At 71.2% G+C, this 25,168-nt stretch carries 21 protein-coding genes; 14 read left to right on the top strand and 7 right to left on the bottom strand.

What is annotated here, in order from left to right; all coding sequences use genetic code 11:
- The first annotated feature begins 3 nt into the window (after positions 1-3).
- The 7 genes from ydiJ (at position 4) to VP06_RS16410 (ending at position 9,492) form a co-directional block, all read left to right on the top strand.
- Positions 4-3,057 carry a D-2-hydroxyglutarate dehydrogenase YdiJ gene (ydiJ, locus tag VP06_RS16440; RefSeq protein WP_048464857.1) on the top strand — a complete coding sequence of 1,018 codons (3,054 nt, stop codon included), beginning with the start codon at positions 4-6 and terminating at the stop codon, positions 3,055-3,057.
- Between the two features lie 37 nt (positions 3,058-3,094).
- Positions 3,095-4,009 (top strand): DUF1932 domain-containing protein, encoded by a 915-nt coding sequence (locus VP06_RS16435; protein WP_048464871.1) that lies wholly within the window; start codon positions 3,095-3,097, stop codon positions 4,007-4,009.
- A gap of 243 nt (positions 4,010-4,252) precedes the next feature.
- On the top strand, positions 4,253-4,927 hold the full coding sequence (locus tag VP06_RS16430) for an RraA family protein (RefSeq protein ID WP_048464856.1): 675 nt from the start codon (positions 4,253-4,255) through the stop codon (positions 4,925-4,927).
- 80 nt (positions 4,928-5,007) lie between these two features.
- The gene (locus tag VP06_RS16425; protein ID WP_048464870.1) at positions 5,008-6,282 is read left to right on the top strand and encodes an MFS transporter; all 1,275 of its coding nucleotides are present in this window, start codon (positions 5,008-5,010) and stop codon (positions 6,280-6,282) included.
- A gap of 30 nt (positions 6,283-6,312) precedes the next feature.
- Entirely contained in the window at positions 6,313-7,230 is a 918-nt protein-coding gene (locus tag VP06_RS16420; protein ID WP_048464855.1) for an SMP-30/gluconolactonase/LRE family protein, read from the top strand.
- Positions 7,231-7,238: 8 nt separating this feature from the next.
- A complete protein-coding gene (locus VP06_RS16415; protein WP_048464854.1) occupies positions 7,239-8,183 on the top strand; it encodes an amidohydrolase family protein in 945 nt (314 codons plus the stop codon).
- A gap of 313 nt (positions 8,184-8,496) precedes the next feature.
- Positions 8,497-9,492 (top strand): amidohydrolase family protein, encoded by a 996-nt coding sequence (locus VP06_RS16410; RefSeq protein ID WP_342586826.1) that lies wholly within the window; start codon positions 8,497-8,499, stop codon positions 9,490-9,492.
- Between the two features lie 442 nt (positions 9,493-9,934).
- Here VP06_RS16410 and obgE read toward each other — a convergent pair whose 3' ends face one another.
- The 4 genes from obgE to rplU all read right to left on the bottom strand — a co-directional run bounded on the left by obgE (position 9,935) and on the right by rplU (position 12,499).
- Positions 9,935-10,963 carry a GTPase ObgE gene (obgE, locus tag VP06_RS16405; protein WP_048464852.1) on the bottom strand — a complete coding sequence of 343 codons (1,029 nt, stop codon included), beginning with the start codon at positions 10,961-10,963 and terminating at the stop codon, positions 9,935-9,937.
- Positions 10,964-11,027: 64 nt separating this feature from the next.
- Positions 11,028-11,663, bottom strand: a complete 636-nt coding sequence (locus tag VP06_RS16400; RefSeq protein ID WP_048464851.1) for a GNAT family N-acetyltransferase — start codon at positions 11,661-11,663, stop codon at positions 11,028-11,030.
- 192 nt (positions 11,664-11,855) lie between these two features.
- Complete coding sequence (rpmA, locus tag VP06_RS16395; RefSeq protein ID WP_048464850.1) at positions 11,856-12,137, bottom strand: 50S ribosomal protein L27; 282 nt, start codon at positions 12,135-12,137, stop codon at positions 11,856-11,858.
- 44 nt (positions 12,138-12,181) lie between these two features.
- A complete protein-coding gene (rplU, locus tag VP06_RS16390; protein WP_048449052.1) occupies positions 12,182-12,499 on the bottom strand; it encodes a 50S ribosomal protein L21 in 318 nt (105 codons plus the stop codon).
- Positions 12,500-12,867: 368 nt separating this feature from the next.
- Between rplU and VP06_RS16385 the strand changes: the two genes are divergently transcribed.
- The 4 genes from VP06_RS16385 to VP06_RS16370 all read left to right on the top strand — a co-directional run bounded on the left by VP06_RS16385 (position 12,868) and on the right by VP06_RS16370 (position 17,060).
- Positions 12,868-13,254, top strand: coding sequence for a DUF2267 domain-containing protein (locus VP06_RS16385; protein WP_048464849.1), 387 nt, complete (start codon positions 12,868-12,870; stop codon positions 13,252-13,254).
- 160 nt (positions 13,255-13,414) lie between these two features.
- Positions 13,415-14,401: a l-ornithine N(alpha)-acyltransferase gene (olsB, locus tag VP06_RS16380; protein ID WP_048464848.1), complete on the top strand. Its 987-nt coding sequence runs from the start codon at positions 13,415-13,417 to the stop codon at positions 14,399-14,401.
- A gap of 194 nt (positions 14,402-14,595) precedes the next feature.
- Positions 14,596-15,906: a lipopolysaccharide biosynthesis protein gene (locus VP06_RS16375; RefSeq protein ID WP_048464869.1), complete on the top strand. Its 1,311-nt coding sequence runs from the start codon at positions 14,596-14,598 to the stop codon at positions 15,904-15,906.
- Positions 15,907-15,935: 29 nt separating this feature from the next.
- Entirely contained in the window at positions 15,936-17,060 is a 1,125-nt protein-coding gene (locus tag VP06_RS16370; protein WP_048464847.1) for a GNAT family N-acetyltransferase, read from the top strand.
- On the opposite strand, the gene tsaA is transcribed toward VP06_RS16370, so the two are convergent.
- The gene (gene tsaA / locus VP06_RS16365) at positions 17,026-17,565 is read right to left on the bottom strand and encodes a tRNA (N6-threonylcarbamoyladenosine(37)-N6)-methyltransferase TrmO (RefSeq protein ID WP_048464846.1); all 540 of its coding nucleotides are present in this window, start codon (positions 17,563-17,565) and stop codon (positions 17,026-17,028) included. The genes VP06_RS16370 and tsaA overlap by 35 nt on opposite strands.
- Before the next feature lie 95 nt (positions 17,566-17,660).
- Here tsaA and VP06_RS16360 point away from each other — a divergent pair, with 95 nt between their 5' ends.
- The 3 genes from VP06_RS16360 to VP06_RS16350 all read left to right on the top strand — a co-directional run bounded on the left by VP06_RS16360 (position 17,661) and on the right by VP06_RS16350 (position 22,281).
- The gene (locus tag VP06_RS16360) at positions 17,661-19,154 is read left to right on the top strand and encodes an AMP nucleosidase (protein ID WP_082167435.1); all 1,494 of its coding nucleotides are present in this window, start codon (positions 17,661-17,663) and stop codon (positions 19,152-19,154) included.
- Between the two features lie 35 nt (positions 19,155-19,189).
- Positions 19,190-19,690 carry a hypothetical protein gene (locus tag VP06_RS16355; protein WP_048464845.1) on the top strand — a complete coding sequence of 167 codons (501 nt, stop codon included), beginning with the start codon at positions 19,190-19,192 and terminating at the stop codon, positions 19,688-19,690.
- Between the two features lie 242 nt (positions 19,691-19,932).
- Complete coding sequence (locus VP06_RS16350; RefSeq protein ID WP_048464844.1) at positions 19,933-22,281, top strand: putative bifunctional diguanylate cyclase/phosphodiesterase; 2,349 nt, start codon at positions 19,933-19,935, stop codon at positions 22,279-22,281.
- A 51-nt stretch (positions 22,282-22,332) separates the two neighbouring features.
- Here the strand turns inward: VP06_RS16350 and VP06_RS16345 are convergent, their stop codons facing one another.
- Both VP06_RS16345 and flhA read right to left on the bottom strand, forming a co-directional pair.
- Positions 22,333-22,863 (bottom strand): gamma carbonic anhydrase family protein, encoded by a 531-nt coding sequence (locus VP06_RS16345; protein ID WP_048464843.1) that lies wholly within the window; start codon positions 22,861-22,863, stop codon positions 22,333-22,335.
- Positions 22,864-22,951: 88 nt separating this feature from the next.
- On the bottom strand, positions 22,952-25,078 hold the full coding sequence (gene flhA, locus VP06_RS16340; RefSeq protein ID WP_048464842.1) for a flagellar biosynthesis protein FlhA: 2,127 nt from the start codon (positions 25,076-25,078) through the stop codon (positions 22,952-22,954).
- Positions 25,079-25,168: the final 90 nt, after the last annotated feature.

Raw genomic sequence — 25,168 nt, 5'->3', positions numbered from 1 at the left:
GTCATGATCCCGCGCCTCCCTTCCGACGCCGAGACGGCACCGCTCCACGCGGCCTTCTGCGCCGAATTGCGGGCGCGGGGCTTTGCCGGCGATCTCTCCCTGTCGCGCGCCGACCGGACCGTGCTGGCGACCGACAACTCGATCTATCAGCTCACCCCGCAGGCGGTGGCCTTCCCGCGCGATCGCGACGACCTCGTGCGGATTGCGAGGCTGTTGTCCGAGGACCGCTTCGCGCAGATGCGGATCGCGCCCCGCGGCGGCGGCACCGGCACCAACGGCCAGTCCCTCACCGACGGCCTCGTGGTCGACCTGTCGCGGCACATGAACCGCATCCTGGCGATCGACCCGCAGACCCGCACGGTCCGGGTCGAGGCCGGCGTGGTGAAGGACCAGCTCAACGCGGCGCTCAAGCCCCACGGGCTGTTCTTCGCCCCGGAACTCTCGACCTCGAACCGCGCCACGATCGGCGGCATGATCGCGACCGACGCGAGCGGCCAGGGCTCGTGCCTCTACGGCAAGACCCGCGACCACGTGCGGGCGCTGACCACGATCCTCTCCGACGGCACGGTCTGGCACTCGGAACCCCTCGACGCGGCCGGGCTCGCGGCGGTACAGGCGCGGGACGACCGGGCCGGGGCCATCCACCGCGAGATCGACCGGATCCAGCGCGAGAATGCGGCGCTGATCGCCGAGCGGTTCCCGCCGCTCAACCGCTGCCTCACCGGCTACGACCTCGCGCATCTGCGGCGCGCCGACGGGCTGTTCGACCTCAATGCGGTCCTGTGCGGCTCGGAGGGCACGCTGGGCTTCCTGGCGGAAGCCACGCTTGCGGTCCTGCCGCTGCCGAGCCACGCGGCCCTGGTCGTCCTGCGCTATGCCGGCTTCGATGCGGCCTTGCGTGACGCGCGGGCGCTCGCCGATCTCGCGCCGGCCTCGATCGAGACGGTCGATTCGACGGTGCTGGCGCTCGCCCAGGGCGATCCGGTCTGGGACGGCGTCGCCGCCTTCTTCCCCGAGGATGCGGGCGAGCGGGCGCGCGGCGTCAACCTCGTCGAGTTCGTCGGCGACAGCGAGGCGGCGGTGGCAGGGGCCCTGGCCCGCCTCACGGCGATGCTGGACGCGGCTGGGCCGGCGACCGGACGGCGCGGCTACACGGTGGCGCGGGGCGAGGCCGAGATCGGCCGGATCTGGACCATGCGCAAGAAGGCGGTCGGCCTTCTCGGCAACCGGACCGGCGAGGCGCGCCCGGTCGCCTTCGTGGAGGATACGGCGGTCCCGCCCGAGAACCTCGCCGACTTCATCGCCGCGTTCCGGGCCGTCCTCGACGGCCACGGCCTCGATTACGGCATGTTCGGCCACGTCGATGCCGGGGTGCTGCATGTCCGGCCGGCGATCGACATGAAGGCGCCGGGCGCGGAACGCCTGGTGCGCGCGGTGACCGAGGAGGTCGTCGCGCTGACGCAGAGATACGGCGGCCTGCTCTGGGGCGAGCACGGCAAGGGCGTCCGCTCCGAGTTCTCGCCCCGGTTCTTCGGCCCGCTCTACCCGGCGCTCCAGGCGGTGAAGGCCGCCTTCGACCCGAGGAACCAGTTCAACCCGGGGAAAATCGCGGCGCCTGACGGCGGCGCGCTCCTCACCATCGACGGCGTGCCGACCAAGGGCAGCCACGACCGAGCGATCCCGGCCGCTTTGCGGGCTGCCTACGACGAGGCGCTGCACTGCAACGGCAACGGCGCCTGCTATTCCTGGGACCCGGACGAGGCGATGTGCCCGTCCTGGAAGGGCACGCGCGCCCGCCGGCACTCGCCCAAGGGCCGCGCCCAACTGATGCGCGAGTGGCTGCGGCGGCTCGCCGCCCAGGGGATCGACCCGCTGGCGGAGGCGCGCGCGCTCAGGGCGCGTCCGGGCTGGCTCGCTTTTCCGGCCCGCCTCGCTGCGACCCTGCGACGGCGGGACGACGACTTCTCGCACGAGGTGCACGAGGCGATGGCCGGGTGCCTCGCCTGCAAGTCCTGCACCGGCCTCTGCCCGATCAAGGTCGACGTCCCGACTTTCCGGGCGAAGTTTTTGGAACTCTATCACGGCCGCTACCTGCGGCCGCTCCGCCACCACGCGATCGCCGCTTTGGAGCCGCTGGCCCCCTGGCTTGCCCGGGCCCCCCGTCTCGTCAACGCCGCGACGAGGCTGGGGGCGGGGAGGGCGGTCGGTCTCGTCCACGCGCCGACCCTGTCGGGGCTCGATCTCGGGCGGGAGATGGCACGGCGCGGCGTGGCCCTGGCCGAGGCGGACGTGCTGGCGCGGCTCCCGCCGGCCGAGCGGCGCTCACACGTCGTCGTGGTGCAGGATGCCTTCACCAGCCACTACGACACGCCGGTCCTGCTGGCCCTCCTCGACCTGCTGATCGGCTTGAGGATCCGGCCCTGGCTCGCGCCCTTCCGCCCGAACGGCAAGCCATTGCATGTCCACGGCTTCCTCGGCCGCTTCGCGCGGGTCGCCGCCCGGAACGCAGAAAGTCTCGGCCGCCTCGCCGCGACCGGCGTGCCCCTCATCGGCCTCGATCCGTCGATGACGCTCAGCTACCGCTCCGAGTACAAGCAGGCATTGCCGGGGCGCGACCTGCCGCAGGTGCGGCTCGTCCAGGAATGGCTCGCCGCGCGCCTCGATCCTCGCGCAGCGGACCCGGACGGCGAACCCTACTGGCTGCTGCCGCACTGCACCGAGCGGGCGACGGCGCAAGCCGCCGTGGCGGCGTGGGTCCACGTCTTCCGGTCCCTCGGTCTTCCCCTGGCGGTCCTGCCCTCGGGCTGCTGCGGCATGGCCGGCACCTACGGCCACGAGGCCGAGAACCGGGCGACCTCCGAGCGCATCTACGGCCTCAGCTGGGCGAGGCCCGTGGCGTCGATGGGCCGGACCGGCCGCCTCCTCGCCGACGGCTATTCCTGCCGCTCGCAAGCCAAACTCATCGACGGCGTGCGGCTGCCGCACCCGGTCGAGATCCTGCGCGATCACCTCGCGGCCACGATCCCCGCGCCCCGCCTCAGGCAAGCGGCGCACTGACCCCGACATCAAGGAGCCCATCATGCAAGAGCCCGTCGTGACCGAGCGCACGCAATTCCGGTTCGGCCTCGTCGGCTACGGCGAGATCGGCAGCACCCTCGGGGCGGGTCTGCGCGGCGCCGGCCTGTCGAGCATCGCCTGCTACGACAAATACGCCTTCGACGGGCCCTATGCCGACCTGATCCAGGGCCGGGCGCGGGAGGCCGGGGTCACCCTGGTGCGCTCGAACGCGGACCTCGCCGAGGCCGCCGACCTGATCGTGAGCGTGACGCCGGGTGCGGCCTCGCTCGAGAGTGCCGAGGCTTTCGCGCCGGTGCTGACGGGCCGCCACACCTTCCTCGACTTCGCCTCCGCCACCCCGAAGGTGAAGCAGGGCGTCGCCGAGCGGCTGTCGGCCACCGGCGCGCTCCTCGGCGACGGCGCGATCGAGGGGACGCCGCTTCACGGCTACGCCATGCGGATGCTGTCGAGCGGGCCGGCCGGCGAGCGCGTCCGCGACCTGCTGGTGCCCTGGGGGATGCAGATCGCCTTCATGGGTCCGGCCCTCGGCACGGCGTCGGGCATCAAGATCCTGCGCTCGGTCCTCATCAAGGGCATCGAGGCCCTGCATGACGAGATGCTGCTCGCCGCCCGGCAATACGGCATCGACGAGGTCGTGCTCGCCTCCGCCTCGAAGACCCTGGCCCGGCCCTGGATGGACACGGTCCAGAGCCTGACCCCGTCCGGCGTCATCCACGCCAAGCGCCGGGCCGAGGAGCTGGAGATGTCGGCCGAGGCGGTCGCCGATTCCGGTGTCGAGCCGATCATGGCCCGGGCCATTGCCCAGCGCCTGCGCTGGAAGGACAGCCTGGGGCTCAAGGACCATTTCAAGGGCGTCGTGCCGGCCACCTACCAGGAGGCGCTGGATGCGATGGCCGAGAAGGCGGGGTTGACGGCGGTGAAGCCAAACTGATTTCGAACGGTTCAGGTCCAGTTCTCCGCCGACAGAACTCACACACTCCTGGTCATGCCGGGTCTGCGCAGCGGAGCCCGGAATCCAGAACCGCCTCGTGTGCCGAATTCAGCTAAACGCTAGCCGCGTTTTCCTGAAAGATCTGAGTGTCTGGATTCCGGGCTCCGCTGCGTGGCCCCGGAATGACGGGTTTGTTCTCAGATCCCTTGAGCCAAGCAGTCCTCTCAACTCAGGAACACCGCCATGCCCATCGGCTTCAAGATCCACCCCCGCACCCGCACCGTCGACGCCGCCATCGTCGAAAAATTCAAGGCGATCGCGGTCGCCAATATCAGCGATTCGATGAGCCGGATGGTCCATGGCGGGCCGCGGCTTCGCCCGATGCATGCCGGCGGCGTGCTCTGCGGCGTCGCACTGACCGTCAAGGCGCGTCCGGGCGACAACCTGATGGTCCATGCCGCCCTCAACCGCGTGAAGCCGGGCGACGTCATCGTCGTCGACGCAGGCGGCGACCTGACCAACGCGATCCTCGGCGAGCTCATGCTTTCGCATGCTCAGCAGGTCGGCTGCGCGGGCGTGATCGTCAACGGCGCCGTCCGCGACTTCGGTTGGATCAAGGCGAACTCTTTTCCGGTCTTCGCCGCCGGCGTGACCCATCGCGGGCCGTACAAGAGCGGTCCTGGCGAGGTGAACTGCACGATCGCCATCGACGGGATGGTGATCGAGCCGGGCGACCTGATCGTCGGTGACGACGATGGCTTCGTCTGCGTGCCGTATGACCTCACGGAAAAGGTCTTCGCCGCGGCCGACAAGAAGCAGCAGGGCGAGGCCAAGACCATGGTGGCGATCAAGGCCGGCACCGTCGACCGGTCCTGGGTCGAGCGCGAGCTCGAGAAAGCCGGCTGCGAAGGCCTCTGAACGACGCACGAAACCAAGAATCGGGAGGACCGGACGTGAGCGCCACCATCGACGATCCGCAGACCTTGGAGGCAACGACCATGCGCCGGGTGATCCTCCGGCTCGTGCCGTTCCTGATGGTCTGCTACTTCTTCGCCCTGCTCGACCGGGTGAATGTGGGCTTCGCCGCCCTCCAGATGAACCAGGATCTCGGGCTGACCCCGGCGATGTTCGGCTTCGCCGCGAGCCTGTTCTTCGTCTCGTACTTCCTGGTCGAGGTGCCGAGCAACCTGGCGCTCCAGCGTGTCGGCGCCCGGCGCTGGATCGCCCGGATCATGATCACCTGGGGCCTGGTCACCATGGGCATGGCCCTGGTGACCGGGCCGCATTCGCTCTACGCCATGCGGTTCATCCTGGGGGCGGCGGAGGCCGGGTTCTTCCCCGGCGCGATCCTCTATCTCACCTACTGGCTGCCGGGCCGGTACCGGGCGCGGGTGCTCGCCACCTTCACGGTCTCGATCCCGCTCGCCACCTTCCTGGGCTCGCCGCTCTCGGTCTCGCTCCTCGAATTGCACGGCTGGCTTGGCCTCAAGGGCTGGCAGTGGCTGTTCGTGCTGGAAGGCCTGCCGACCGTGCTCTTGGGCATCGCCTGCCTGTTCGTGCTGACCGACAAGCCGAAGGACGCGACCTGGCTCGCGCCCGCGCAGCGCGACTGGCTGGTCTCCCGCCTCGCCGAGGAGGCGGCGGGCAAGACCCCGGTCGGCCACATCTCGCTCTGGGGCCTGATGCGCAACAAGTACTTCCTCACCATGGCGCTCGTCTGCGCCGGGGCCTCGGCCACCGGCAGCACGCTCTCGGTGTGGCAGCCGCAGATCATCAAGTCGTTCGGGCTCACCAATCTCCAGACCGGCTTCGTCAACTCGGTGCCCTACGGCATCGCCACGGTGCTGATGATCCTGTGGGGCCGCCACTCGGACCGCCGGGCCGAGCGCACCTGGCACACCGCGATCCCGCTCCTGCTCGCCGGCTTCGGCCTCGCCTCCCTCAACCTCGCGGGCGGCATCACGATGACGATCGTGGCGGTCACCTTCGCGCTCGTCGGCGCCTACGCCTTCAAGGGTCCGTTCTGGGCTTTGTCGGCCGGCTGGCTCTCGGCCGGCACCCTGGCGGCGGGGTTGGCCGGCATCAACGCCATCGCCAACCTGATCGGCGGCGGCCTGATGGTAAACGTCGTCGGCCTGGTGAAGACCGCGACCGGGAGCTTCGCCCTTGGCCTGCTCCCGGTGGCGCTCCTCGACGCCGCCGCCGCCCTCAGCGTCGTGATGATCAGCCGCTCGCATGCCCGCATCGTGCAGGCCCGGGCGGTGCCGGCCTGACCGCGCGAACTCAACCCTTCGAGGCGCCCGATGTACTTCTCTCCCCCGCCGACTGTCACGGCCGAGATCTTCACCCGCCTCCCCGATCGCTACCGCACGCGAAAGCCCACCGCCTGGGCCAACGCCAACCGGGGCGGCGAGGCGATCGATTCGTTCCTCGAAGGACCGGTCTTCGATCGCCAGGGCCGGCTCTACGTCACCGACATCCCGCATGGCCGCATCTTCCGGATCGCACCCGACGGGACCTGGGACCTCGTCGCCGAGTATGACGGCTGGCCGAACGGACTGAAGATCCACCGCGACGGGCGGATCTTCATCACCTGCTACAAAAACGGGATCATGCGGCTCGATCCCGACAGCGGGTCGGTGACGCCCTTCCTCGAGACCGCCGGCTCGGAGGGGTTCCGGGGCGTCAACGACCTCACCTTCGCGGGCAACGGCGACCTCTACTTCACCGACCAGGGCCAGACCGGCTTGCAGGACCCGACCGGCCGGGTCTACCGCCTCCGTCCCTCCGGCGAGCTGACCTGCCTCATCGACACCGTGCCGAGCCCCAACGGCATCGTGGTCGACACCGCGATGAAGACCCTGTTCGTCGCGGTGACCCGGGCGCAGCAGATCTGGCGCATCCCGCTGAACGCCAGCGGCCTGGTGTCGAAGGTCGGGGTGTTCGCGCAGCTCCATGGCGGGCTGGGCGGGCCGGACGGCATCGCGCTGGACGAGGAAGGCTGCCTGGTCGTCGCCCATACGGGCTTCGGCTCGATCTGGCGCCTGTCACCCGTGGCCGAGCCGTTGCTGCGGGTGCGGTCGCCAGCCGGCCTCTCGACCACCAACGTCGCGTATGGCGGGCCCGACCGAACAACCCTGTTCATCACCGAATCCGCCACCGGCAGCATCCTGGCGGCGGCGATGCCGGCTCCCGGCCAGCCCCTCTTCTCCCACGCCTGAGATTGCCGATGAGCACGATGACGCGGCGCGACCACCTCGCGCTCCTGGTGACCGGCTCCGTGGCGGCCGGATTCGCCGGCGGCAGCGGCCCGGCCGCCGCCCAGGCGGTGCGCTGGTCCGGCGGCACCGACACCCCCCGGATCACCGTCCCGGCGAACGCCACCGACTGCCACCACCACATCTACGACGCCCGCTTCCCCCCGGCGCCCGCCGCGACCCTGCGGCCGCCGGATGCGAGCGTCGAGGATTACAAGGGCTTGCAGCGCCGGCTCGGCCTCGTCCGCAACGTCGTGGTGCAGCCCTCGACCTACGGCTCCGACAACCGGCTGCTGGTGGACTCGCTGAAAGCCTTCGGGCCGAATGCCCGCGGCGTCGCGATGCTCGACGCGAACGTCACGCCGGACGAACTGCGCCGCCTCGACGCGGCCGGCATCCGCGGCGTGCGCTTCGGCACGCGGCTGCCCGGCGGCGCCCCGATCACCGATCTCGAACCGGTCGCCCGCAAGATCGCCGATCTCGGCTGGCACATCCAGCTCGTCTCCGAGGGCGAGAAGATCGTCGCATTGAGGGAGGTGCTGGAGCGCCTGCCCGTCCCGGTGGTGTTCGACCATATGGGCCACCTGCCCGAGCCCGCCGGGCCCGACCATCCGGGGTTCCGGGTGATCGCCGACCTGATCGCCACCCGCGGCGCCTGGGTGAAGCTCACCGGCGCCTACATCCTGTCGAAATCCGGCCCGCCGTCTTACGCCGATCGCGGCCGGCTCGCCCGCGCCTATGTCGCGCTCGCGCCCGAGCGGCTGGTCTGGGGCTCCGACTGGCCGCACCCGACCTCGCCGGCCGACGGCAAGCCGGACGATGCCGGCCTCCTCGACCTCCTGGCGGAGTGGGCGCCCGATCCGGCCGTGCAATCCAGGATCCTCGTCGCGAACCCGGCCCGGCTCTACGGCTTCTGACCGGCTTTCCGATGATGCCGCACGACAACGGGCAATCGCCGCCCTTCCCCTCTCCCCGGGGCGGGGAGAGGGCTGTGTTCCCGTTCGGGGAACGCAGCAAGCGGAGGCGCAGCCGGAGCGAGGGTGCGGGGGGCTCGACGGGTAAGAGTCTTCCGGAAGCCCCCCTCACGCTTGCCCTGCGGGCTCCCTGAGCCGCTTCGGAGCTCAGCCTCTCCCCGCCCGCGGAGAGAGGAGAGACCCCGCGCTCTTGCTTGCACCCAAGCTCTCCCGGACAGACATGCCGTCGGAGAGTATGAAAATCTCTGTATAATAAATCAAAACAGAAGAATACGAGAGGAAATTCATCACGACGGTTGTTCACACTCCATCGCGCCGAGATATGCTGAAAGCCGCCGGCGCTGTTGCCGCCGCCGCCTTGCCCATCGGCGATGCCCTCGCCCAGACCGCCGTTCCGTTCTCGTCCGGCACCGAGCGGCCGAAGACCGAGGTGCCGCCGCTGGCCTGCGACTCGCACATCCACATCTTCTCGACGCGCTTTCCCGCCTCGCCGCACTGGAAAGGCCAGCCGGTCGTCGACAGCGACGTCGCGGCCTACCGGCTGTTCCAGCAGCGGATCGGCACGAGCCGCACGGTCGTGGTGACCCCGTCGACCTACGGCATCGACAACCGCGCCACCCTCGACGGGATGGCGCAGCTCGGAACCTCCGCCCGCGCCGTCGTGGTCGTCGATCGCGACATCACCGAGGCCGAGCTGAAGGACATGGCGGCCCGCGGCGCGGTCGGTATCCGGGTCAATTTCGTGACCCCGCAATCCTGGGGCGTCACGACGGCGGAGCGCCTGGACGCGATGGCCCGCAAGGTCCACCCCCTCGGGTGGCACGTCCAGGTCTACATGACCGGCGACCAGATCGCCGACCATGCCGAGGTGCTGGCGCGCCTGCCGACCCCGCTCGTCATCGACCACCTGGCCCGGCTCCTGCCCGGACAGGGTCGCGACCATCGCGCCGTCCCGGTCGTTCGGAAGCTCCTCGACGGCGGACGGACCTGGATGAAGCTGTCGGGCGCCTACCTCAACACCACGAGCGGCCCGCCGGCCTACGCGGACGCGACCCAGGTCGCGACGCTGTTCGCGCAAGCGGCGCCGGAGCGCATGGTGTGGGGCAGCGACTGGCCTCACCGCGGCGAAAGGCACATGCCGGACGATGCCGGCCTGTTCGACCTCCTGGCCGAATGGGCTCCGAGCGAGGCCGCCCGGCGCCGCATTCTCGTCGACAATCCGGCTGCGCTCTACGGCTTCGACAAGTCCTGAGCCGTAATACCAACGGCCCAAGATGCTGACGCATCGGGCCGTTGACCCATCTCGAGTTTTCGATGCCAAGTCAGAGTCTTGACGAAAACTCGAGAACGGAACCAAAGGTCGTTTCCAACGAGCGTCGGTATTACGCCCGGGGCGGGGTCCGGCTCGCCGATGCTGCGCTCATGGGTGCCCGCCACCGGCAAGCGACGGGCCCGCTCAAGGGAATCCGGCTTCGAGGCCATCGGCCCGTCGAAGGGCCGCTCGTGCAGGGCGATCACCCCCGGGTCGGGACCATCGCGGTGGCGAAGAACCGCAGGGTGACGCCACGCGCCATCGGCGACAGGTCGTCATCGGCCCGCAACGCCCGCGCGTCGACGTCGCCCGACCCGGGCCCGAGAGGCCCCGTGAGAGGACGGGCGAGCCCGCCGGGATGACGGCGTCACCCCGCATGCCGTCACGGCTGCCAGGCCACCCGCTCCACCGGCGCCTCGGCCGCCGCTTCGTCCATGCGTGCCATCAGGGCACGCAGGGCTTCCGTCACGCCCTGCCGCGTGGCGGAGGACAGGACGAGGGGCCTGTGGCCGGTCTCGGCCTCCAGGCGCTCGAGCTGGAGCGCCAGGGTCTCCGGGTCGAGGGTGTCGGCCTTCGACAGGGCCACCACCTCGGGCTTCTCCTCCAGGCCCTGGCCGTAGGCTTCCAGCTCGGTGCGGACCAGCCGGTAGGCGGCGCCGGCATCCTCGCTGGTGCCCTCGACGAGGTGGAGCAGCACCCGGCAGCGCTCGACATGGGCCAGGAACTTGTCGCCGAGGCCGATGCCCTCATGCGCCCCCTCGATCAGGCCCGGGATGTCGGCGAGCACGAATTCGCGGGTGTCGACCCGCACCACGCCGAGGCCCGGATGCAGGGTGGTGAAGGGATAATCGGCGATCTTGGGCTTGGCCGCCGTGACGGTGGCGAGGAAGGTCGACTTGCCGGCATTGGGCAGCCCGACGAGGCCCGCATCGGCGATGAGCTTGAGGCGCAGCCAGAGCCAGTGCTCCTCGCCCTCCAGGCCCGGATTGGCGTGGCGCGGGGCACGGTTGGTCGAGGTGGTGAAATAGGCGTTGCCGAAGCCGCCATTGCCGCCCTTGGCGAGCCGCACCCGCTGGCCGACCGTGGTCATGTCGGCGATCAGGGTCTCGCGGTCCTCCGACAGGATCTCGGTGCCGGCCGGCACCTTGAGGATCACGTCCTCGCCCTTGCCCCCGGCGCGGTTGCGGCCCGAGCCGTGCTCGCCCTTGCGGGCCTTGAAATGCTGCTGGTAGCGGTAGTCGATCAGGGTGTTCAGCCCCTCGACGCACTCGACCCAGACGTCGCCGCCCCGGCCGCCATCGCCGCCGTCGGGCCCGCCGAACTCGATGAACTTCTCCCGCCGGAACGAGACGCAGCCGGCGCCGCCGTCTCCCGAGCGGACGTAGACCTTGGCCTCGTCGAGGAACTTCACGGGACAAACTCCAGAATGCAGAGGACGGCCGGGGAGAGGCCCCGGCCGTCCGGAGTGTATCAGATCAGGCGCCGACCCGGCATTCCGGCCGCTCGTGACGCTCGAAGACGAGGCCCGCGGCGTGCCAGGTCTTTAGGCTGTCCCAGGCCCGCCGGTCGAGCCGGAAGCGGTCGACCGGGAAGACGCCGCCGCGCGCCGGGAAAGCCTGGAGGCCGGAGCCGACCGAGGCGAAGCCGCACTTCTCCAGGACCCGCCGCGAGGCCGGGTTCACCACCCGGGCGGAGGAGAACAGCTCGTTCCCCGCCGTATAGGCGAAGAAGGCGTCGATCATCGCCCGCGCGGCTTCCGTGGCGAGGCCCTGGCCCCAATGCGGCGTGCCGAGCCAGTAGCCGAGCTGGGCTGAGCCGCCCTCCGCACCGGGCTCGATGCTGACAATGCCGATCGCCTGGGTCGGGTGCCGCCGCGGCGTGATCGCCATCACGAGCGCGCGGCCCTCCGCGTTGGCCCGCCGCGACTCGAGGATGAAGCTGTCCACGGAGGGCGGATCGAGCGGATGCGGAATTCGGGCAGTCATCCCGGCTACGGCTTTCTCACCGGCCAAGCGGACGAGGGCTTGCGCATCGGCCTGGCGGGCCCAGCGCAGCCACAGCCTCCGGGTCTCGAGCCGGAAGACATCGTCGCGGGTGAGGTCGGGAAACATCGCCTGACTCCGATCCGAACCCAGAGCCTCCCGCCCGGGCGCGGTTACGAGAACGACGAAGGGGAAGGTGGTGCCCCACCTTCCCCTCGTGATCTCGCTCGGAGCTTGGCCGTTGAGGGCCTCAGATGAGCAGGAGTCGCCGGGTCGGTGTGGGGACACCGGCGGAGCTCCCTCGTCACTGGCTCCGTCGGGTTACTCTGCGGCCTCCAGGGCCGGGGCGGCGTCGTTGGCGACGACCGTTACGAAGGCGCGGCCTCGTTTCGTCATGAATTGCACGGTGCCGGCGGTGAGGGCGAACAGGGTGTGGTCGGTGCCCATGCCGACATTGACGCCGGGATGCCACTTGGTGCCGCGTTGACGCACGATAATGTTGCCCGGAACGACGGCCTCGCTGCCGAACTTCTTGACGCCGAGACGACGACCAGCCGAATCGCGACCGTTGCGGGACGAACCGCCTGCCTTCTTGTGAGCCATGGGGCTAACTCCTGAATTCTGGGAAAAAGGGCTCGCGGCCAGCTTTACGCGGCGCTGATGCCCGTGACGCGGACCACGGTGAGGTCCTGGCGGTGACCGCGCTTGCGGCGCGAGTTCTGGCGGCGGCGCTTCTTGAAGGCGATGACCTTCGGGCCGCGGGCCTGCTTGACGATCTCGCCGGCGACGCTGACGCCCGAGACCAGCGGGGCGCCGACCTGGGTCGCGCCGGAGCCGTCGGTGAACAGCAGCACCTCGCCGAAGGTGACGGCGGTGCCGGCCTCGCCCTCGAGCTTCTCGATCGTGATGACGTCGTTGGCGGCGACGCGGTACTGCTTGCCGCCGGTCTTGATCACTGCGAACATCGTTCTCGTCCGTGTTCCATCCGGCCTCCGGCGCTGGCCGGGGTCGTCTTTTTGACAGTTGACGTTCGGGAGCCCATCAGAGGCGCCGCGAACGCGACGGCGCGCGGACCGTGCAGCCCGCGCGCCAGACGGCACCGTTACGGGGATGGGCGCCGTCTGTCAACGCCGGGTTCCGCGGTTTCGCCGCCTGCCTTGATTTCCCGCCGGCCTTCGCCGAAGACCTCCCGGCGGCGTGCCGGCAGGTCGCGCTCAGGGCCGCGCCCGATCGCCAGCGATCCGGCTCGGCCGTCATGGATCATGCCGCATTTTCTGCGACGAACCGGCATCCACTTCGTCGGAAAAATGCGCGAGCGGTGCGGGAGACCACGATGGAAGAGCTTGTTGCCCGGGTGACGCAGGCCACGGGACTGGACGCGACCACGGCCCAGACGGCGATCGGCCACATCCTGGCCTTTCTCCAGAAGGAGGGCCCGGCCGAGGAGGTCGGGCAGCTCATCGCCGCCATGCCGGGGGCCGAGGCGGCGATCGCCCAGGCGGGTGCCGGCGAGGGCGGCGGCGGCCTGATGGGGATGCTTGGCGGCATGATGGGCGGCGGCGTGATGGCGCTCGGCCAGAAGCTGATGTCCGCCGGCGTGCCGATGGGCCAGATGCAGCCGCTCGGCCGCGAGCTGTTCGCCTACGGCCGCGAGAAGGCCGGCGAGGACGTGATGGGCCCGATCGTCGGCGCCATCCCGGGCCTGAGCCAGTTCGTCTGATCCGACCGGCGGCGGGGCGGCAGCGCCCCGCCAACCGTTTGTGGGCGTTGGTAAACCCCTGTCATATTCCCGTGCGGGGTTTCGTGGTGTCTTTGTCGCCGCGTGGGGCGATCGCCCCTCGGGCGCCGGATCGGTCGGCGCCGCACGGGATGCCTCGATCATGGTTCCGTTTCTCACCCGCGGCCCGGCCGGCGCTGGCCGCGATGTTCCGCCCGGCATTCCCCTGACGCGCCTGCTCGGCCGCGCCGCCGAGGGCGGCATCCACCTCAAGGGGCTGGCCCAGCCGTCGCGGCTCTTCCCGCGCCTGAAACATTTTCCCACCCCGGGACTCGACCCGGTGCTCGGCCGCATCGGCTCCCTCGAGGTGCGCCTCGCGACGACGCCAAAGGAGATCAAGCGGGCCCAGCGCCTGCGCTACCGCGTGTTCTACGAGGAGATGGCGGCGATCCCGACCGGCCTGGCGCTGCTCAAGCGCCGCGATGCCGACGAGTACGACGCGGTCTGCGACCACCTCCTGGTGATCGACCACGACGCCCAAGAAGCCAAGCCCTTCCGCAAGCCCAAGCCCCGGGTCGTCGGCACCTACCGGCTGCTGCGCCAGGAGCAGGCCGACCGGCATTTCGGCTTCTACACCGCCGGCGAGTACGATCTCGGCCCGGTGCTGGAGGCCAATGCCGGCAAGCGCATGCTGGAACTCGGCCGCTCCTGTGTGCTCAAGCCCTACCGCACCAAGCGCACGGTCGAGCTGCTCTGGCACGGCATCTGGACCTACGTCCTGCACCACCGCATCGACGCGATGCTCGGCTGCGCCAGCCTGGAGGGCACCGATCCCGACCGGCTGGCTCTGCCCCTGAGCTTCCTGCACCACTTCGCCCGCGCCCCCGAGGGCTGGCGCGCCCGCGCCCTGCCGGGCCGCCACGTCGCCATGGACCGCCTCAGCCGCGAGGCGATCGACCCCAAGGCCGCCCTCCATGCCCTGCCGCCCCTGATCAAGGGCTATCTCCGGGTCGGCGCCACTTTCGGCGACGGCGCGGTGGTCGATTACCAGTTCGGCACGACCGACGTGTTCGTGGTTCTGCCCGTCGAGGCGATCGCCAAGCGCTATATCGGGCATTTCGGCGCGGAGGCGGGCCGGCACGCCGCGTAAGGCGACGGTCGCCGTGAAGCCGAGGGCCGTCCGGTGAAAGGCGAGATGCGAACAATCCCCTCTCCCCCGACAGCCCTGCCGCCGAGGGGAGAGGGCGGGGCGGGAAGCGCCTGAATTTGATCCGGCCCACTTAACGCCCCCGCAAGCCCGGCCGGCTATCAGGAAGCCTCATGCGGCGCGAGCGGAGCGGCGGGATGGCGGCCGGGGCGACTCTCGACGAGGCGGAGGCCGGCGGTGGCGCCGGCACCGCGCTCGCGGTGTTCGGCGTGCGGATCGCCGCCGCCGCCTGTGCCTTCGTGGCGCAGGTGCTGATGGCCCGGCTGATGGGCGGCGACGAATACGGGATCTTCGCCACGGTCTGGGTCTGGACCGCGCTGCTCGGCCATGCCTCGACCTGGGGCCTGTCGCAGGCCGCCTGCCGCTTCCTGCCGACCTACCGGGCGACAGGGATGACGGGGCCGGAGCACGGCTTCCTCGCCTTCGGGGCGCTGTTCTCGCTGGCCGCCGCCGCGCTCCTGGCAGGCTTCGGCGCGGCTGTCCTCTGGCTCGTTCCTGGCCTCGTCGCGGGTGCCTATGCCGGTCCGCTGCTCGTGGCGGCCCTGGTGCTGCCGCTCTTCGCCCTCCAGGATTTCTGCGAGGGCGTGGCGCGGGGCCGCCACTGGACCCTGCTCGCCGTGGCGCCGCCCTACCTGCTGCGTCAAGGCCTCATCATGGTGCTGATGCTCGCGGCGGTCGGGTTCGGCGCCCCTGCCGAGGCCACCATCGCCGTCGCCTGCACGCTTGCCGCCACCGCCCTGTCGCTGGCGGTCCAGGCCGCGATCCTGGCGCGGCGGCTCTGGGCGGAGCGATCCGCCGCGCGGGCCCTGTATCCCTGGCGCGACTGGCTCCGGGCGGCCCTGCCGATGGCGCTGATCGACCTTGCCGGCTCTGGCTTCAACTTCGTCGACGTGCTGGTCCTCGGCTTCCTCCTGCCGCCGGCCGAGGTCGGCGCCTATTTCGCGGCGACGCGGCTGCTGCAATTCGTCGTCTTCGTCCAGTACGCCGCCTCCTCGGTCACCGCCCAGCGCTTCGCCGAGGCGCAGGCCTGCGGCGACCGGGCCGGGCTCGAAGCCCTCATCCGGCGCTGGTCGCGGCTCACGCTCCTCGCCACGCTGGGGACCGGCCTTGCCGTGGTGGCGGGGGGGCCTCTCCTCCTCGGCCTGTTCGGGCCGGATTTCCGCGCCGCCCTGCCGCTCCTCGCCCTCCTTGTCGCCGGCCACGGCCTCGCCGCCGCCTTCGGCCCGGCGGAGGATCTCCTGACCATGCTGGGGGCCGAGCGCGCCTGCGCCGCCGTCACGATCGGGCTCCTCGTCGCCGCGGTGATCCTCACCCTGGCGCTGGTGCCGCTCCTCGGCCTCATCGGCGCCGCCCTCGCGGCGGCCGTGGTGACCGCCGGGCGGGGCGGAATCCTCGCGCTCCTGGCGCATCGCCGCCTCGGTCTCCTCACGCCGGCCTTTGCCCGATGAACGCGCACGCGATCCCGGTCCCCGCCGTCATGGCTCCCTCCGTCACGGGGGCCCCGGCCTGCGAGGTCACCACCCTGGCCGCCCTGAGCCGGAAGCCCGGGGCCTGGGACGCCCTCGTCGCCCGGGCGGCGGCGCCGACGCCGGATTACGCGCGCCGCGTGCTGGAGGCGCATCGCGACCACGGCCTCGCCCCGGCGGACCTGCCCTGCCTCGCGGTGCGCTCCGGTCCCGACCTTCTGGCGCTGCTGCCGTTCCGGATCGGGCGCGGGCCCCTCGGACTCGGCCGGATCGCCCGGCCCTTCGCCTCGCCCTACCTCACCGTGACGGCGCCCCTGGTGGCCGCCGGCCCCGAGGGAGCCCCGGCCCTGGCGGCCCTTGTCGCCGGGATGCGCGGGCTCGGGCATGCCTGGTGGTGGCCGCTCCTGCCGGTGGACGGGTCCGCCCTCCTCGCCGCCCTCGACCGGGACGGCTGGGGCCGGGCGGAGGTGTCGGATTTCCTGCGCCCGGTCCTCGACCGGCGCCCGAGCCACGACGCATTCCTCACGGCGCATCCCCACAAGGGCCGGCTCAAGGACCTGCGCCGGCGGCGGCGGCGCCTCGACGAGGCCGGCGCCGTCACGGTCGAGGCGGTCGGGCCGGATGGGGATCTCGCGGGCGCGGTCGCGGCGTTCCTCACCCTGGAAAGCCGCGGGTGGAAGGGGCGGGCCGGCACGGCGCTCGCCTGCCGGCCGGAGACGGAGGGCTTTGCCAAGACCCTGTTTCGCGCCGGCGACGGACCGGTGACGGCGCGGGCCGACCTGCTGCGCCTCGACGGGCGAGTGGTCGCCGCGAGCCTCGCGCTGGTCTGCGGCGGCACCGCGACCCTGCTCAAGACCGCCTACGACGAGGATCTGCGCGCGCTCGCCCCCGGCGTGCTGCTCGAGGCCGAGATCGTCCGGGTCCTGCACGAGACCCGCTTCGCCGAGCGGCTCGATTCGGCGACCCTGGCAAGCGCGGTGCTCGACGACCTCTATCCCGAGCGCGTCCGCATCGGTGAGATCGTGGTCTCGCCGCCCGGCGGGCCGGCGGCGGATCGCCTCGCCGCCCGGGCCCGGCAGCAGCACGCCGCCAAGGCGTGGCTCAAGGAACGGCTCGTCCGCTTTCGCGGTCGCTGACCGCTCCGCTCGCCTCTCCCTCGCGCCAGCCGACCCGGGCCTGGGGTCGGGCATCGGTCGAGGCGAAGTAGGGCTTGATGTCGAGGAGCGGGGTCCCGTCGAGGCAGTCGAGCCCACGCACCCGCAACGTTCCGCCCACGATGCCGAGCAACTCCACCACCGAAACGGCGATCGGGTTCGGGCGCGCCGGCGAGCGCAGCGCGAAGGTGCCGCGGGGTTCCGGGGCGTGGCGGGGCTGCTGCGCCACCAGGTTCCGCGGCGCCCGGTCCATCCAGTAGAGCACGATCAGGTGGGACGTGCCGTCGAGGCTCCGCAAGGCCGGGGCGAACAGGGGATCGACCTCCAGGGTGCAGACCGCGTCCGACTGCGCGGAGTTGCGCGGGCATTCCGCCCGCTCGGTCCAGGGTGTCCGCACCCGGCCGACGAAGTAGAGCCCGGCATCGAAGGCCGGCGGCAGGTCCACGCTCTCCTCGCCCGGCCGCATGCCGAATTCCGCGTCGCTCATCGCTCGTCCCATCGATTTGGGGCTGGGATCCGGGTCGCCCCGCCGCGTCGCCCGGTATAGGCTGGTTGCCCGGGCATCAGGGAGACCGATCGACCGTGTTCGCCGACGAGCTGAGACCGATGGAGACGGTGGCCGACCCCGAGACGGCGGTCGATCGCCTGGCGGCGCTCCACGCCGCTGCCACCGGGAGCCTGCGGGAGGCGCTGACGCGCTTCCTCGCGGAGGGCGTGCCCCCCGACGCCGCCGAGCGGCTGACCTTCCGCTATCCCGAGCTGCGCCTGACCTATCGCCCGACCGGGCCGCTGCCGCGGATCATCCGCGCCACCGCGAAGTTCCAGGGCCCGGGGGTCTATTCCACCACCCTGACCCAGCCGGCCCATTTCCGCGCCTACCTGCTGGAGCAGCTGCGCCCGCTGGTGCAGGATTACGGCGCCACGATCGAGGTCGGCCTGAGCGCCCAGGAGATCCCGTACCCCTACGTCGTCGAGCCCGGGGCGGAGCTGGCCCGCGGCGTCACCTCCAGCGACCTCGCGCGCCACTTCCCGACCCCGATGCTGTCCAGCGTCGGCGACGAGATCGCCGATGGCCTGTGGCTCGATGCCGGCGACGAGCCCCGGCCGCTTGCCCTGTTCGACGGGCCGCGGGTCGATTACTCGCTGCGCCGCCTCGTGCATTACACCGGGGCCGACTGGCGCCAGATCCAGCCGTGGATCCTCCTCACCAACTATCACCGCTACGTCGACCAGTTCGTGCGGGTCGGCCTCAAGGCGCTCGCCGCCGAGCCCGAGCGCTATGCCCGCCTGGTTCTCCCCGGCGGCGTCGTGGTCGAGGCCGGAGATGCGGCCGGCGCCGAGGCCGATGCCCTCATCGCCGCCTCGCCCTGGCACCGGTTCCAGATGCCGGCCTATCACCTCGTCGCGCGGGACGTGCCGGGACAGCCGGAGCAGGGGACCAGCCTCGTCAATATCGGCGTCGGCCCCTCCAACGCCAAGACGATCACCGACCACCTGGCGGTCCTGCGGCCGCATTGCTGGCTGATGGTCGGCCATTGCGGCGGCTTGCGCCAGTCGCAGACCATCGGCGACTACGTGCTGGCCCACGCCTATTTGCGCCGCGACCGGATCCTCGACGAGGTGGTGCCGCCGGACGTGCCGATTCCGGCGCTTGCCGAAGTCCAGGTCGCCCTCCAGGAGGCCGCCGCCAGCGTCACCGGCGAGCGGGAGGAGGCGCTGAAGCAGCGCCTGCGCACCGGCACGGTCGTGACCTACGATGACCGCAACTGGGAGTTGCGCTGGTCGCAGGAGCGGCGGCGGATCAACCTGTCGCGGGCGATCGGTGTCGACATGGAGAGCGGCACCATCGCGGCGCAAGGGTATCGCCTGCGGGTGCCCTACGGCACGCTGCTCTGCGTCTCTGACAAGCCGCTGCACGGCGAGATCAAGCTGCCGGGCGCCGCCAATGCCTTCTACGAGCGGGCGGTGGGCGAGCACCTGCTGATCGGCCTTGCCACCCTCGATTCCCTGAGGCGCAACCGCCACGGCCTGCACTCGCGCAAGCTGCGCAGCTTCGACGAGCCGCCCTTCCGGTAGCGCCCCAGGTCGGAGCGCCAAAGGTCGTAGCACCCATGTTCCTGCCGATCTCGAACAGCCGCCACGTCGCCGTGGCGGAAGGCGGCCTGACGCGGGTCGTGGCGATCGCCGACCTGGCGGCGTCGCTCGGCGTCGACGCGCTGATCCGCCTGCACGGGGAGGATTTCTCGGGGTTGGCGGGCCTCGGCCGCGACCTCGTCCATTTCAACCTCGAACGCACGATCAACCGCGCCGGGCTGCGCTATGCCCTGCTGCCGATCCTTCGGCCCGGGCACCGCCGGCCGGGCGGGGCCGAGGAATTGCCGGTCCTCGACCCGACCCGGTTCCGGACCGGCCTGTGCGTGGCGGTGTGCCAGCGCGTGCCGCTGGCGGCGGTGGCGCCGGGGCTGTTCAACGCCTCGCTGCCGACGATCCGCGACGCCGACGCCCTCGCGGCGGCCCTGGTGCGCCGCTACGCCGGCCTGTTTCCCGACCTCGACCCGGCGGCCCTGGCGGCGCGGGGCTGCGCGATCACGCGCCTGCGGCTCGACGATTGAGGTTATCGGCGTCTCGGCCATGGTCCGCCGAGTCGACGCGCCGCCGTGTCAGGATGAGACGGTTGTCTGCCCGAGCGTCCGTCCCGTCCGGCGCGCGCAGACCGGCCGCTGCCGGCCCGGTCTAACCACGCGAATCCCGTGCAGCGTGTGCCGGAAGGGCCGAATCGGCCGATGTATTTTACCGCTTCGCAACCAGAACTCGGCCACGGTGCCGGGAGCCGAGGCTGGACCGCGACCCTCTCATGCTACAGAGCGCCGAAACCCTGTTTGCCCTGCATGACGGGCGGCTCGTCGGTCTCTCGCTCCTCATCGGGGCGCTCGCCTCGATCACCATGCTCGACCTGTTCCTGCATGCCCGCGCCACGAGCGGCAGCAGCCGGGGAATCTGGATCTCGGCCGCCGGCATCGCGGGTGGGTTCGGTCTGTGGGCGAGCCAATTCATCGCCCAGGCGTCGGTGCGTCCCGCCGCCGCGATGCTGCACGGGCGAGAGACCCTGCTGCTCGGCCTCGTCCTGATGGTGCTTCTGGCCGGGGCCGGCCTGCGGGCCGCCATCTCCGCGCCGCGGCGGGTCGGTTCGGCCCTCGGCGGGGGGCTGATCGGCCTGGGTCTCGCGGGGGTCGGTGCCGCGATGTCGGCGGGCCTGCCGGGGGCCGGGGGGCCGGCCTGGATCGCGGGCCTCGTCATCTCCGCCGCCGCCGGGAGCGTGTTGTCCCATCTCGCCCTGCGCGGCAGCCTGCGCGAGAGCCCGGCGAGCCGCGTCGCGGCGGCCCTGGTGCTGTGCTGCGCCGCGATGCTTCCGCATGCGGTCGGCCTCGTCACGGCGGGCGGCGGGCTCGTGCCGGTCGCCATCGACGGCGAGTTCGCCGCCTCGCTCGGCTTCGCCAGCCTGACGCTGCTCGTCCTCGCCTTCCTGGGCCTGACCCTGGACGGTCGCGTCCGGCGCCGTCGCGAGGCGCAGGACCTGATGAGCAGCCTCGCCGATGCGGCGGTCGAGGGCATCGCGATCTGCGAGGGGCGTCGCATCGTCACCATCAATACCAGCCTCGCCGAACTGATCGGCCGGGCGCCGGCGGCGCTGATCGGCCGTCCGATCACCGAGATCCTGCCCGACGCGGTGGTGTCGCGTCTCGATGCCGGTCCGCACGGCCAGCTCCTCGAAGCGGAGCTGACGGGCAGGGACGGCGAGGCGGTGCCGGTCGACGTGATCCGCCGGCCGGTCGGCAACCGGCCCTGCCACGCCATCGCCGTCCGCGACCTGCGGGCGCGGCGCCAGGCCGAGCGGGACATCCAGTTCCTCGCCCACCACGATTCCCTCACGGGCCTGCCGAACCGGGCGAGCTTCCGCGTCCGCCTCGACGAGGAGATCGCCTCGGCGCGGGTCAGCGGCCGGCTCGTGGCGGTGCTCTGCCTGGATCTCGACCGGTTCAAGGACGTCAACGATCTCTACGGCCACGCGATGGGCGACGGGCTTCTCCAATCCCTGGCGCGCTGGGTCGCGCCGGTGCTGGGCCCCCGGCAGATGATGGCGCGTCTGGGCGGCGACGAGTTCGCGATCCTGATGCCCGACGTGGCGCAGGCCGAGGAGGCCGGGCTCCTCGCGGAGCAGATCCTGCGGGTTATCCGCGACGGCAACCTGCGGACGAGCGGCGGTCCGATCCTGGCGACCAGCATCGGCATCGCCCTCTGCCCGACCGACGCGGAGGACGGCCAGACCCTGCTGAATCACGCCGATGCCGCGCTCTACTGCGCCAAGAACCACGGCCGGGGGGTCCATCGGTTCTTCGAGCCGATCCTGGCCGCGCAGATCCGCGACCGGCGCTCCCTCGAGCACGACCTGCGCCACGCCGTCGAGCGGAACGAGTTCCGGGTCGTCTACCAGCCGCAGATGGCGATCGACACCGGGATCGTGGTCGGCTTCGAGGCGCTGCTGCGCTGGCAGCACCCGGAGCGCGGCAACGTCTCGCCGGATCGCTTCATCCCGATCTCCGAGGAGACCGGCAGCATTCTCGGCATCGGGGAGTGGGTCCTGCGCGAGACCTGCCGCGAGGCGGCGTCCTGGGACAAGCCGCTGCGTATCGCCGTCAACGTTTCGGCGGTCCAGCTCCATGCCCCGGGCTTCGCCGAGCTGGTGCACGAGGTGCTGTTCACCACCGGCCTCTCGCCCGCCCGCCTCGAACTCGAGATCACCGAGACGGCCCTGGTGCGCGATCCGGTCCGGGCCCTCGCCGCCCTGCGCCGGGTCAAGGCGATGGGGGTGCGGATCGCCATGGACGATTTCGGCACCGGCTATTCGTCCCTGTCGAACCTGCGCGCCTTCCCGTTCGACAAGATCAAGATCGACCGGTCCTTCATCCGCGCCGTCGACGTCAACCACGAGACCGCGGCGATCATGCGGGCGGTGCTGGGATTGGGCCGGGGCCTCGGCCTGCCGGTCCTGGCCGAAGGCGTCGAGACCTCGGCCGAACTCGCCTTCCTGGGGGCCGAGCATTGCCACGAGGCCCAAGGCTACCTCCTCGGCCGCCCCGGCCCGATCGCGGCCTTCGCCGAGCACACGCGGGATGCTGCCGGGCGGAAGAGCGCGGCGGCCTGAGAGAGCCGGGCGCGCCGCTCGGGACGGGCGCCCGGATCCGCAGCGTGACGGTCAATCGACCCGCCGCAAGCCTTGCGCGAAGCGCTTGGCATTGGCGACGTAGCGGTCGGCCGAGGCCCGCAAGGACGCCACCGCCGCCTCGTCCAGCACCCGCACCGCCCGGGCCGGCGTCCCGACGATGAGGCTGTTGTCGGGAAATTCCTTTCCTTCCGTCACCAGCGCATTGGCGCCGACGAGGCAGTTGCGGCCGATCCTGGCGCCGTTGAGGATCGTCGCCCCCATCCCGATGAGCGTGGTGTCGCCGATCGTGCAGCCATGCACGATGGCGCCGTGGCCGACCGTGATCCCCTCGCCGAGGGTGAGGGGGAAGCCCGCATCGGTATGGAGCACGGCGCCTTCCTGGATGTTGGTGCGGTCGCCGACCGTGATCGGCTCGTTATCGCCGCGGATGACCGCCCCGAACCACACCCCGACCTCGCGGCCGAGCCGCACCCGGCCGATCACGTGCGCGTCGGGTGCGATCCAGGCGCTCCCATCATCCGGCAGGATCGGGCTGATGGTGTCGAGGGCGTAGAGCGGCATCGCGGGGTTCCTCCTCTGGTCGGGCTTCCTTTCGCATGCCCGGCCGGTGCCGTCAGCCCGATCCTGCCCACCAGCCCGGCCCGACTCGTCAGACGGAGCCGACCGTCTTCAGCCGCGCCCGCGGGTGGATCTCGGCCTGGCTCATCACCGGGGTCTCGCGGCGGAAGCGCTCGATGATCGAGCGCACGAAGGGCCGGGCCTGGACCGAGGTGACGAGGACCGGCATCTCGCCCATCCGCGCCGCCTCCTCGAAGCGGTCGCGCACCGTGGTGACGAACTCGGACAGCTTCGACGGCTGCATCGCGAGGTGGCGCTCGTCGCCATGGCCGACGATCGCCTCCATGAAGGCGCTCTCCCAGGCCGGCGACAGGGTGATGATCGGCAGGACGCCGCCCGGCCCCTGGTATTGGGCGCAGATCTGGCGGCCGAGGCGGGCGCGGACGTGCTCGACGATGTCGCGCGGGTTCTTGATGTGGCCGGCCACCTCGGCGATGCCCTCCACGATCGTGCCGAGGTCGCGGATCGAGACCCGCTCGGCGAGCAGGTATTGCAGCACCCGCTGGATGCCCGTGGTGGCGATCTGGGCCGGCACCATCTCCTTGAGGAGTTCGCCGTGCTCCTTCGGCAGTTCCTTCAGGAGCTTGTGCACCTCAACATGGTTGAGGAGATCGGAGACGTGGGCCTTGATCACCTCGGTGAGGTGGGTCGAGACCACGGTCGCCGCATCGACCACGGTGTAGCCCTTGAGCTGGGCCTCGTCGCGCAAGGAGGCGTCGACCCAGGTCGCCGGCAGGCCGAAGGTCGGCTCCAGCATGTGCTGGCCGGGGAGCTGCACCTGGCCGCCCATCGGGTCCATCGCCATGAACTGGCCCGGGAAGACCTGGCCGGTCCCGGCCTCGATCTCCTTGACCCGCACGACGTAGGTGTTGGCGTCGAGCTGGACGTTGTCGAGGATCCGCACCGAGGGCATCACGAAGCCCAGCTCCGCGGCGAGCTGCCGGCGCAGGGCCCGGATCTGGTCGGTGAGCCGGTCCTGACCCTCGGGGCCGTTGACGAGGGCGAGCAGGGCGTAGCCCATTTCGAGCTTCAGATCGTCGAGCTTGAGGAGGTCGGCCGCGGTCTCCTCCTTGGCCGGGCTGCCGGTCACGGCCCCGTCGACCGTCACGGCGCCGGCGGGCGCATCCTCCTCGGCGGGCTTGGGCAGGAGCGCGATGCGGCGGGCGAGATAGGCGGCGCCGAGTCCGAGCGACAGGAAGGGCAGCATCGGGATGCCGGGCAGGAGCCCGATCAGGATCATCACCCCGGCCGACATGCCGAGCGCCTTGGGGTAGTTGGCGATCTGGCGCCCCAGCGCCCGGCCGGCGGCGCCGCGCACGCCGGCCTTCGAGACCAGGAGGCCGGCCGCCGTCGAGACGATCAGGGCCGGGACCTGGCTGACGAGGCCGTCGCCGACGGTGAGCAGGGTATAGGTCTTGCCGGCATCGGCGAAGCTCATGCCCTGCTGGGCGACGCCGATGATGATCCCTCCCACCACGTTGATGAAGGTGATGAGCAGCGCCGCGATCGCGTCGCCGCGCACGAACTTCGAGGCGCCGTCCATCGCGCCGAAGAACGAGGATTCGTCCTCGAGCGACTGGCGGCGGGTCCGGGCGGTCTTCTCGTCGATGAGGCCCGCCGAGAGGTCGGCATCGATCGCCATCTGCTTGCCCGGCATCGCGTCGAGCGAGAAGCGGGCGGCGACTTCCGCGATGCGCCCCGAGCCCTTGGTGATGACGACGAAGTTCACGATGATCAGGATCGCGAAGACGATGATCCCGATCAGGAAGTTGCCGCCCATCACGAAATGCCCGAAAGCCTCGATGACGTGGCCGGCCGCCGCCGTGCCCTCGTGGCCATGGCCGAGGATCAGCCGGGTCGACGCGAGGTTGAGCGCCAGCCGCAGCATCGTGGTGATGAGCAGGACCGTCGGGAAGACCGTGAATTCGAGCGGGTTCTCGATGAACAGGCCGGTCATCAGGATCAGGACCGACAGGATGATCGAAACCGCCAGCAGCAGGTCGAGCAGCAGGGCCGGCAGCGGGAAGATCAGCACCGTCAGGATGGCGAGCACCGAGACGGCGAGCACCAGGTCGCTGCGGCGCGTCAGCGCCATCAGGTCCGCCCGCGTCGGCAGGACGAAGATGCGGCCCGTGCCGAGTGCCCCCGTCTCGTTCATCGAAGATCCACCTTCCCGTCGACCCGGCAATTCCTGCCGGGTTCATGGTTAGGGAACCGTTAACGAGCCGATGCCGGCAGGCGGCGGCCC

This window comes from Methylobacterium aquaticum (assembly GCF_001043915.1).
GTDB lineage: Bacteria > Pseudomonadota > Alphaproteobacteria > Rhizobiales > Beijerinckiaceae > Methylobacterium > Methylobacterium aquaticum.
Note: the sequence above shows the minus strand (reverse complement) of the source record. Positions and strands in the feature narration are given on the sequence as shown.

Excerpts from the sequence above, each read along its gene's own strand:
- ydiJ (WP_048464857.1), top strand. The coding sequence starts at position 4 with ATGATCCCGCGCCTCCCTTCCGACGCCGAGACGGCACCGCTCCACGCG.
- VP06_RS16430 (WP_048464856.1), top strand. The coding sequence starts at position 4,253 with ATGCCCATCGGCTTCAAGATCCACCCCCGCACCCGCACCGTCGACGCC.
- VP06_RS16425 (WP_048464870.1), top strand. The coding sequence starts at position 5,008 with ATGCGCCGGGTGATCCTCCGGCTCGTGCCGTTCCTGATGGTCTGCTAC.
- VP06_RS16420 (WP_048464855.1), top strand. The coding sequence starts at position 6,313 with ATGTACTTCTCTCCCCCGCCGACTGTCACGGCCGAGATCTTCACCCGC.
- VP06_RS16415 (WP_048464854.1), top strand. The coding sequence starts at position 7,239 with ATGAGCACGATGACGCGGCGCGACCACCTCGCGCTCCTGGTGACCGGC.
- VP06_RS16400 (WP_048464851.1), bottom strand. The coding sequence starts at position 11,663 with ATGTTTCCCGACCTCACCCGCGACGATGTCTTCCGGCTCGAGACCCGG.
- rpmA (WP_048464850.1), bottom strand. The coding sequence starts at position 12,137 with ATGGCTCACAAGAAGGCAGGCGGTTCGTCCCGCAACGGTCGCGATTCG.
- rplU (WP_048449052.1), bottom strand. The coding sequence starts at position 12,499 with ATGTTCGCAGTGATCAAGACCGGCGGCAAGCAGTACCGCGTCGCCGCC.
- VP06_RS16385 (WP_048464849.1), top strand. The coding sequence starts at position 12,868 with ATGGAAGAGCTTGTTGCCCGGGTGACGCAGGCCACGGGACTGGACGCG.
- olsB (WP_048464848.1), top strand. The coding sequence starts at position 13,415 with ATGGTTCCGTTTCTCACCCGCGGCCCGGCCGGCGCTGGCCGCGATGTT.
- VP06_RS16375 (WP_048464869.1), top strand. The coding sequence starts at position 14,596 with ATGGCGGCCGGGGCGACTCTCGACGAGGCGGAGGCCGGCGGTGGCGCC.
- VP06_RS16370 (WP_048464847.1), top strand. The coding sequence starts at position 15,936 with ATGGCTCCCTCCGTCACGGGGGCCCCGGCCTGCGAGGTCACCACCCTG.
- tsaA (WP_048464846.1), bottom strand. The coding sequence starts at position 17,565 with ATGAGCGACGCGGAATTCGGCATGCGGCCGGGCGAGGAGAGCGTGGAC.
- VP06_RS16355 (WP_048464845.1), top strand. The coding sequence starts at position 19,190 with ATGTTCCTGCCGATCTCGAACAGCCGCCACGTCGCCGTGGCGGAAGGC.
- VP06_RS16350 (WP_048464844.1), top strand. The coding sequence starts at position 19,933 with ATGCTACAGAGCGCCGAAACCCTGTTTGCCCTGCATGACGGGCGGCTC.
- VP06_RS16345 (WP_048464843.1), bottom strand. The coding sequence starts at position 22,863 with ATGCCGCTCTACGCCCTCGACACCATCAGCCCGATCCTGCCGGATGAT.
- flhA (WP_048464842.1), bottom strand. The coding sequence starts at position 25,078 with ATGAACGAGACGGGGGCACTCGGCACGGGCCGCATCTTCGTCCTGCCG.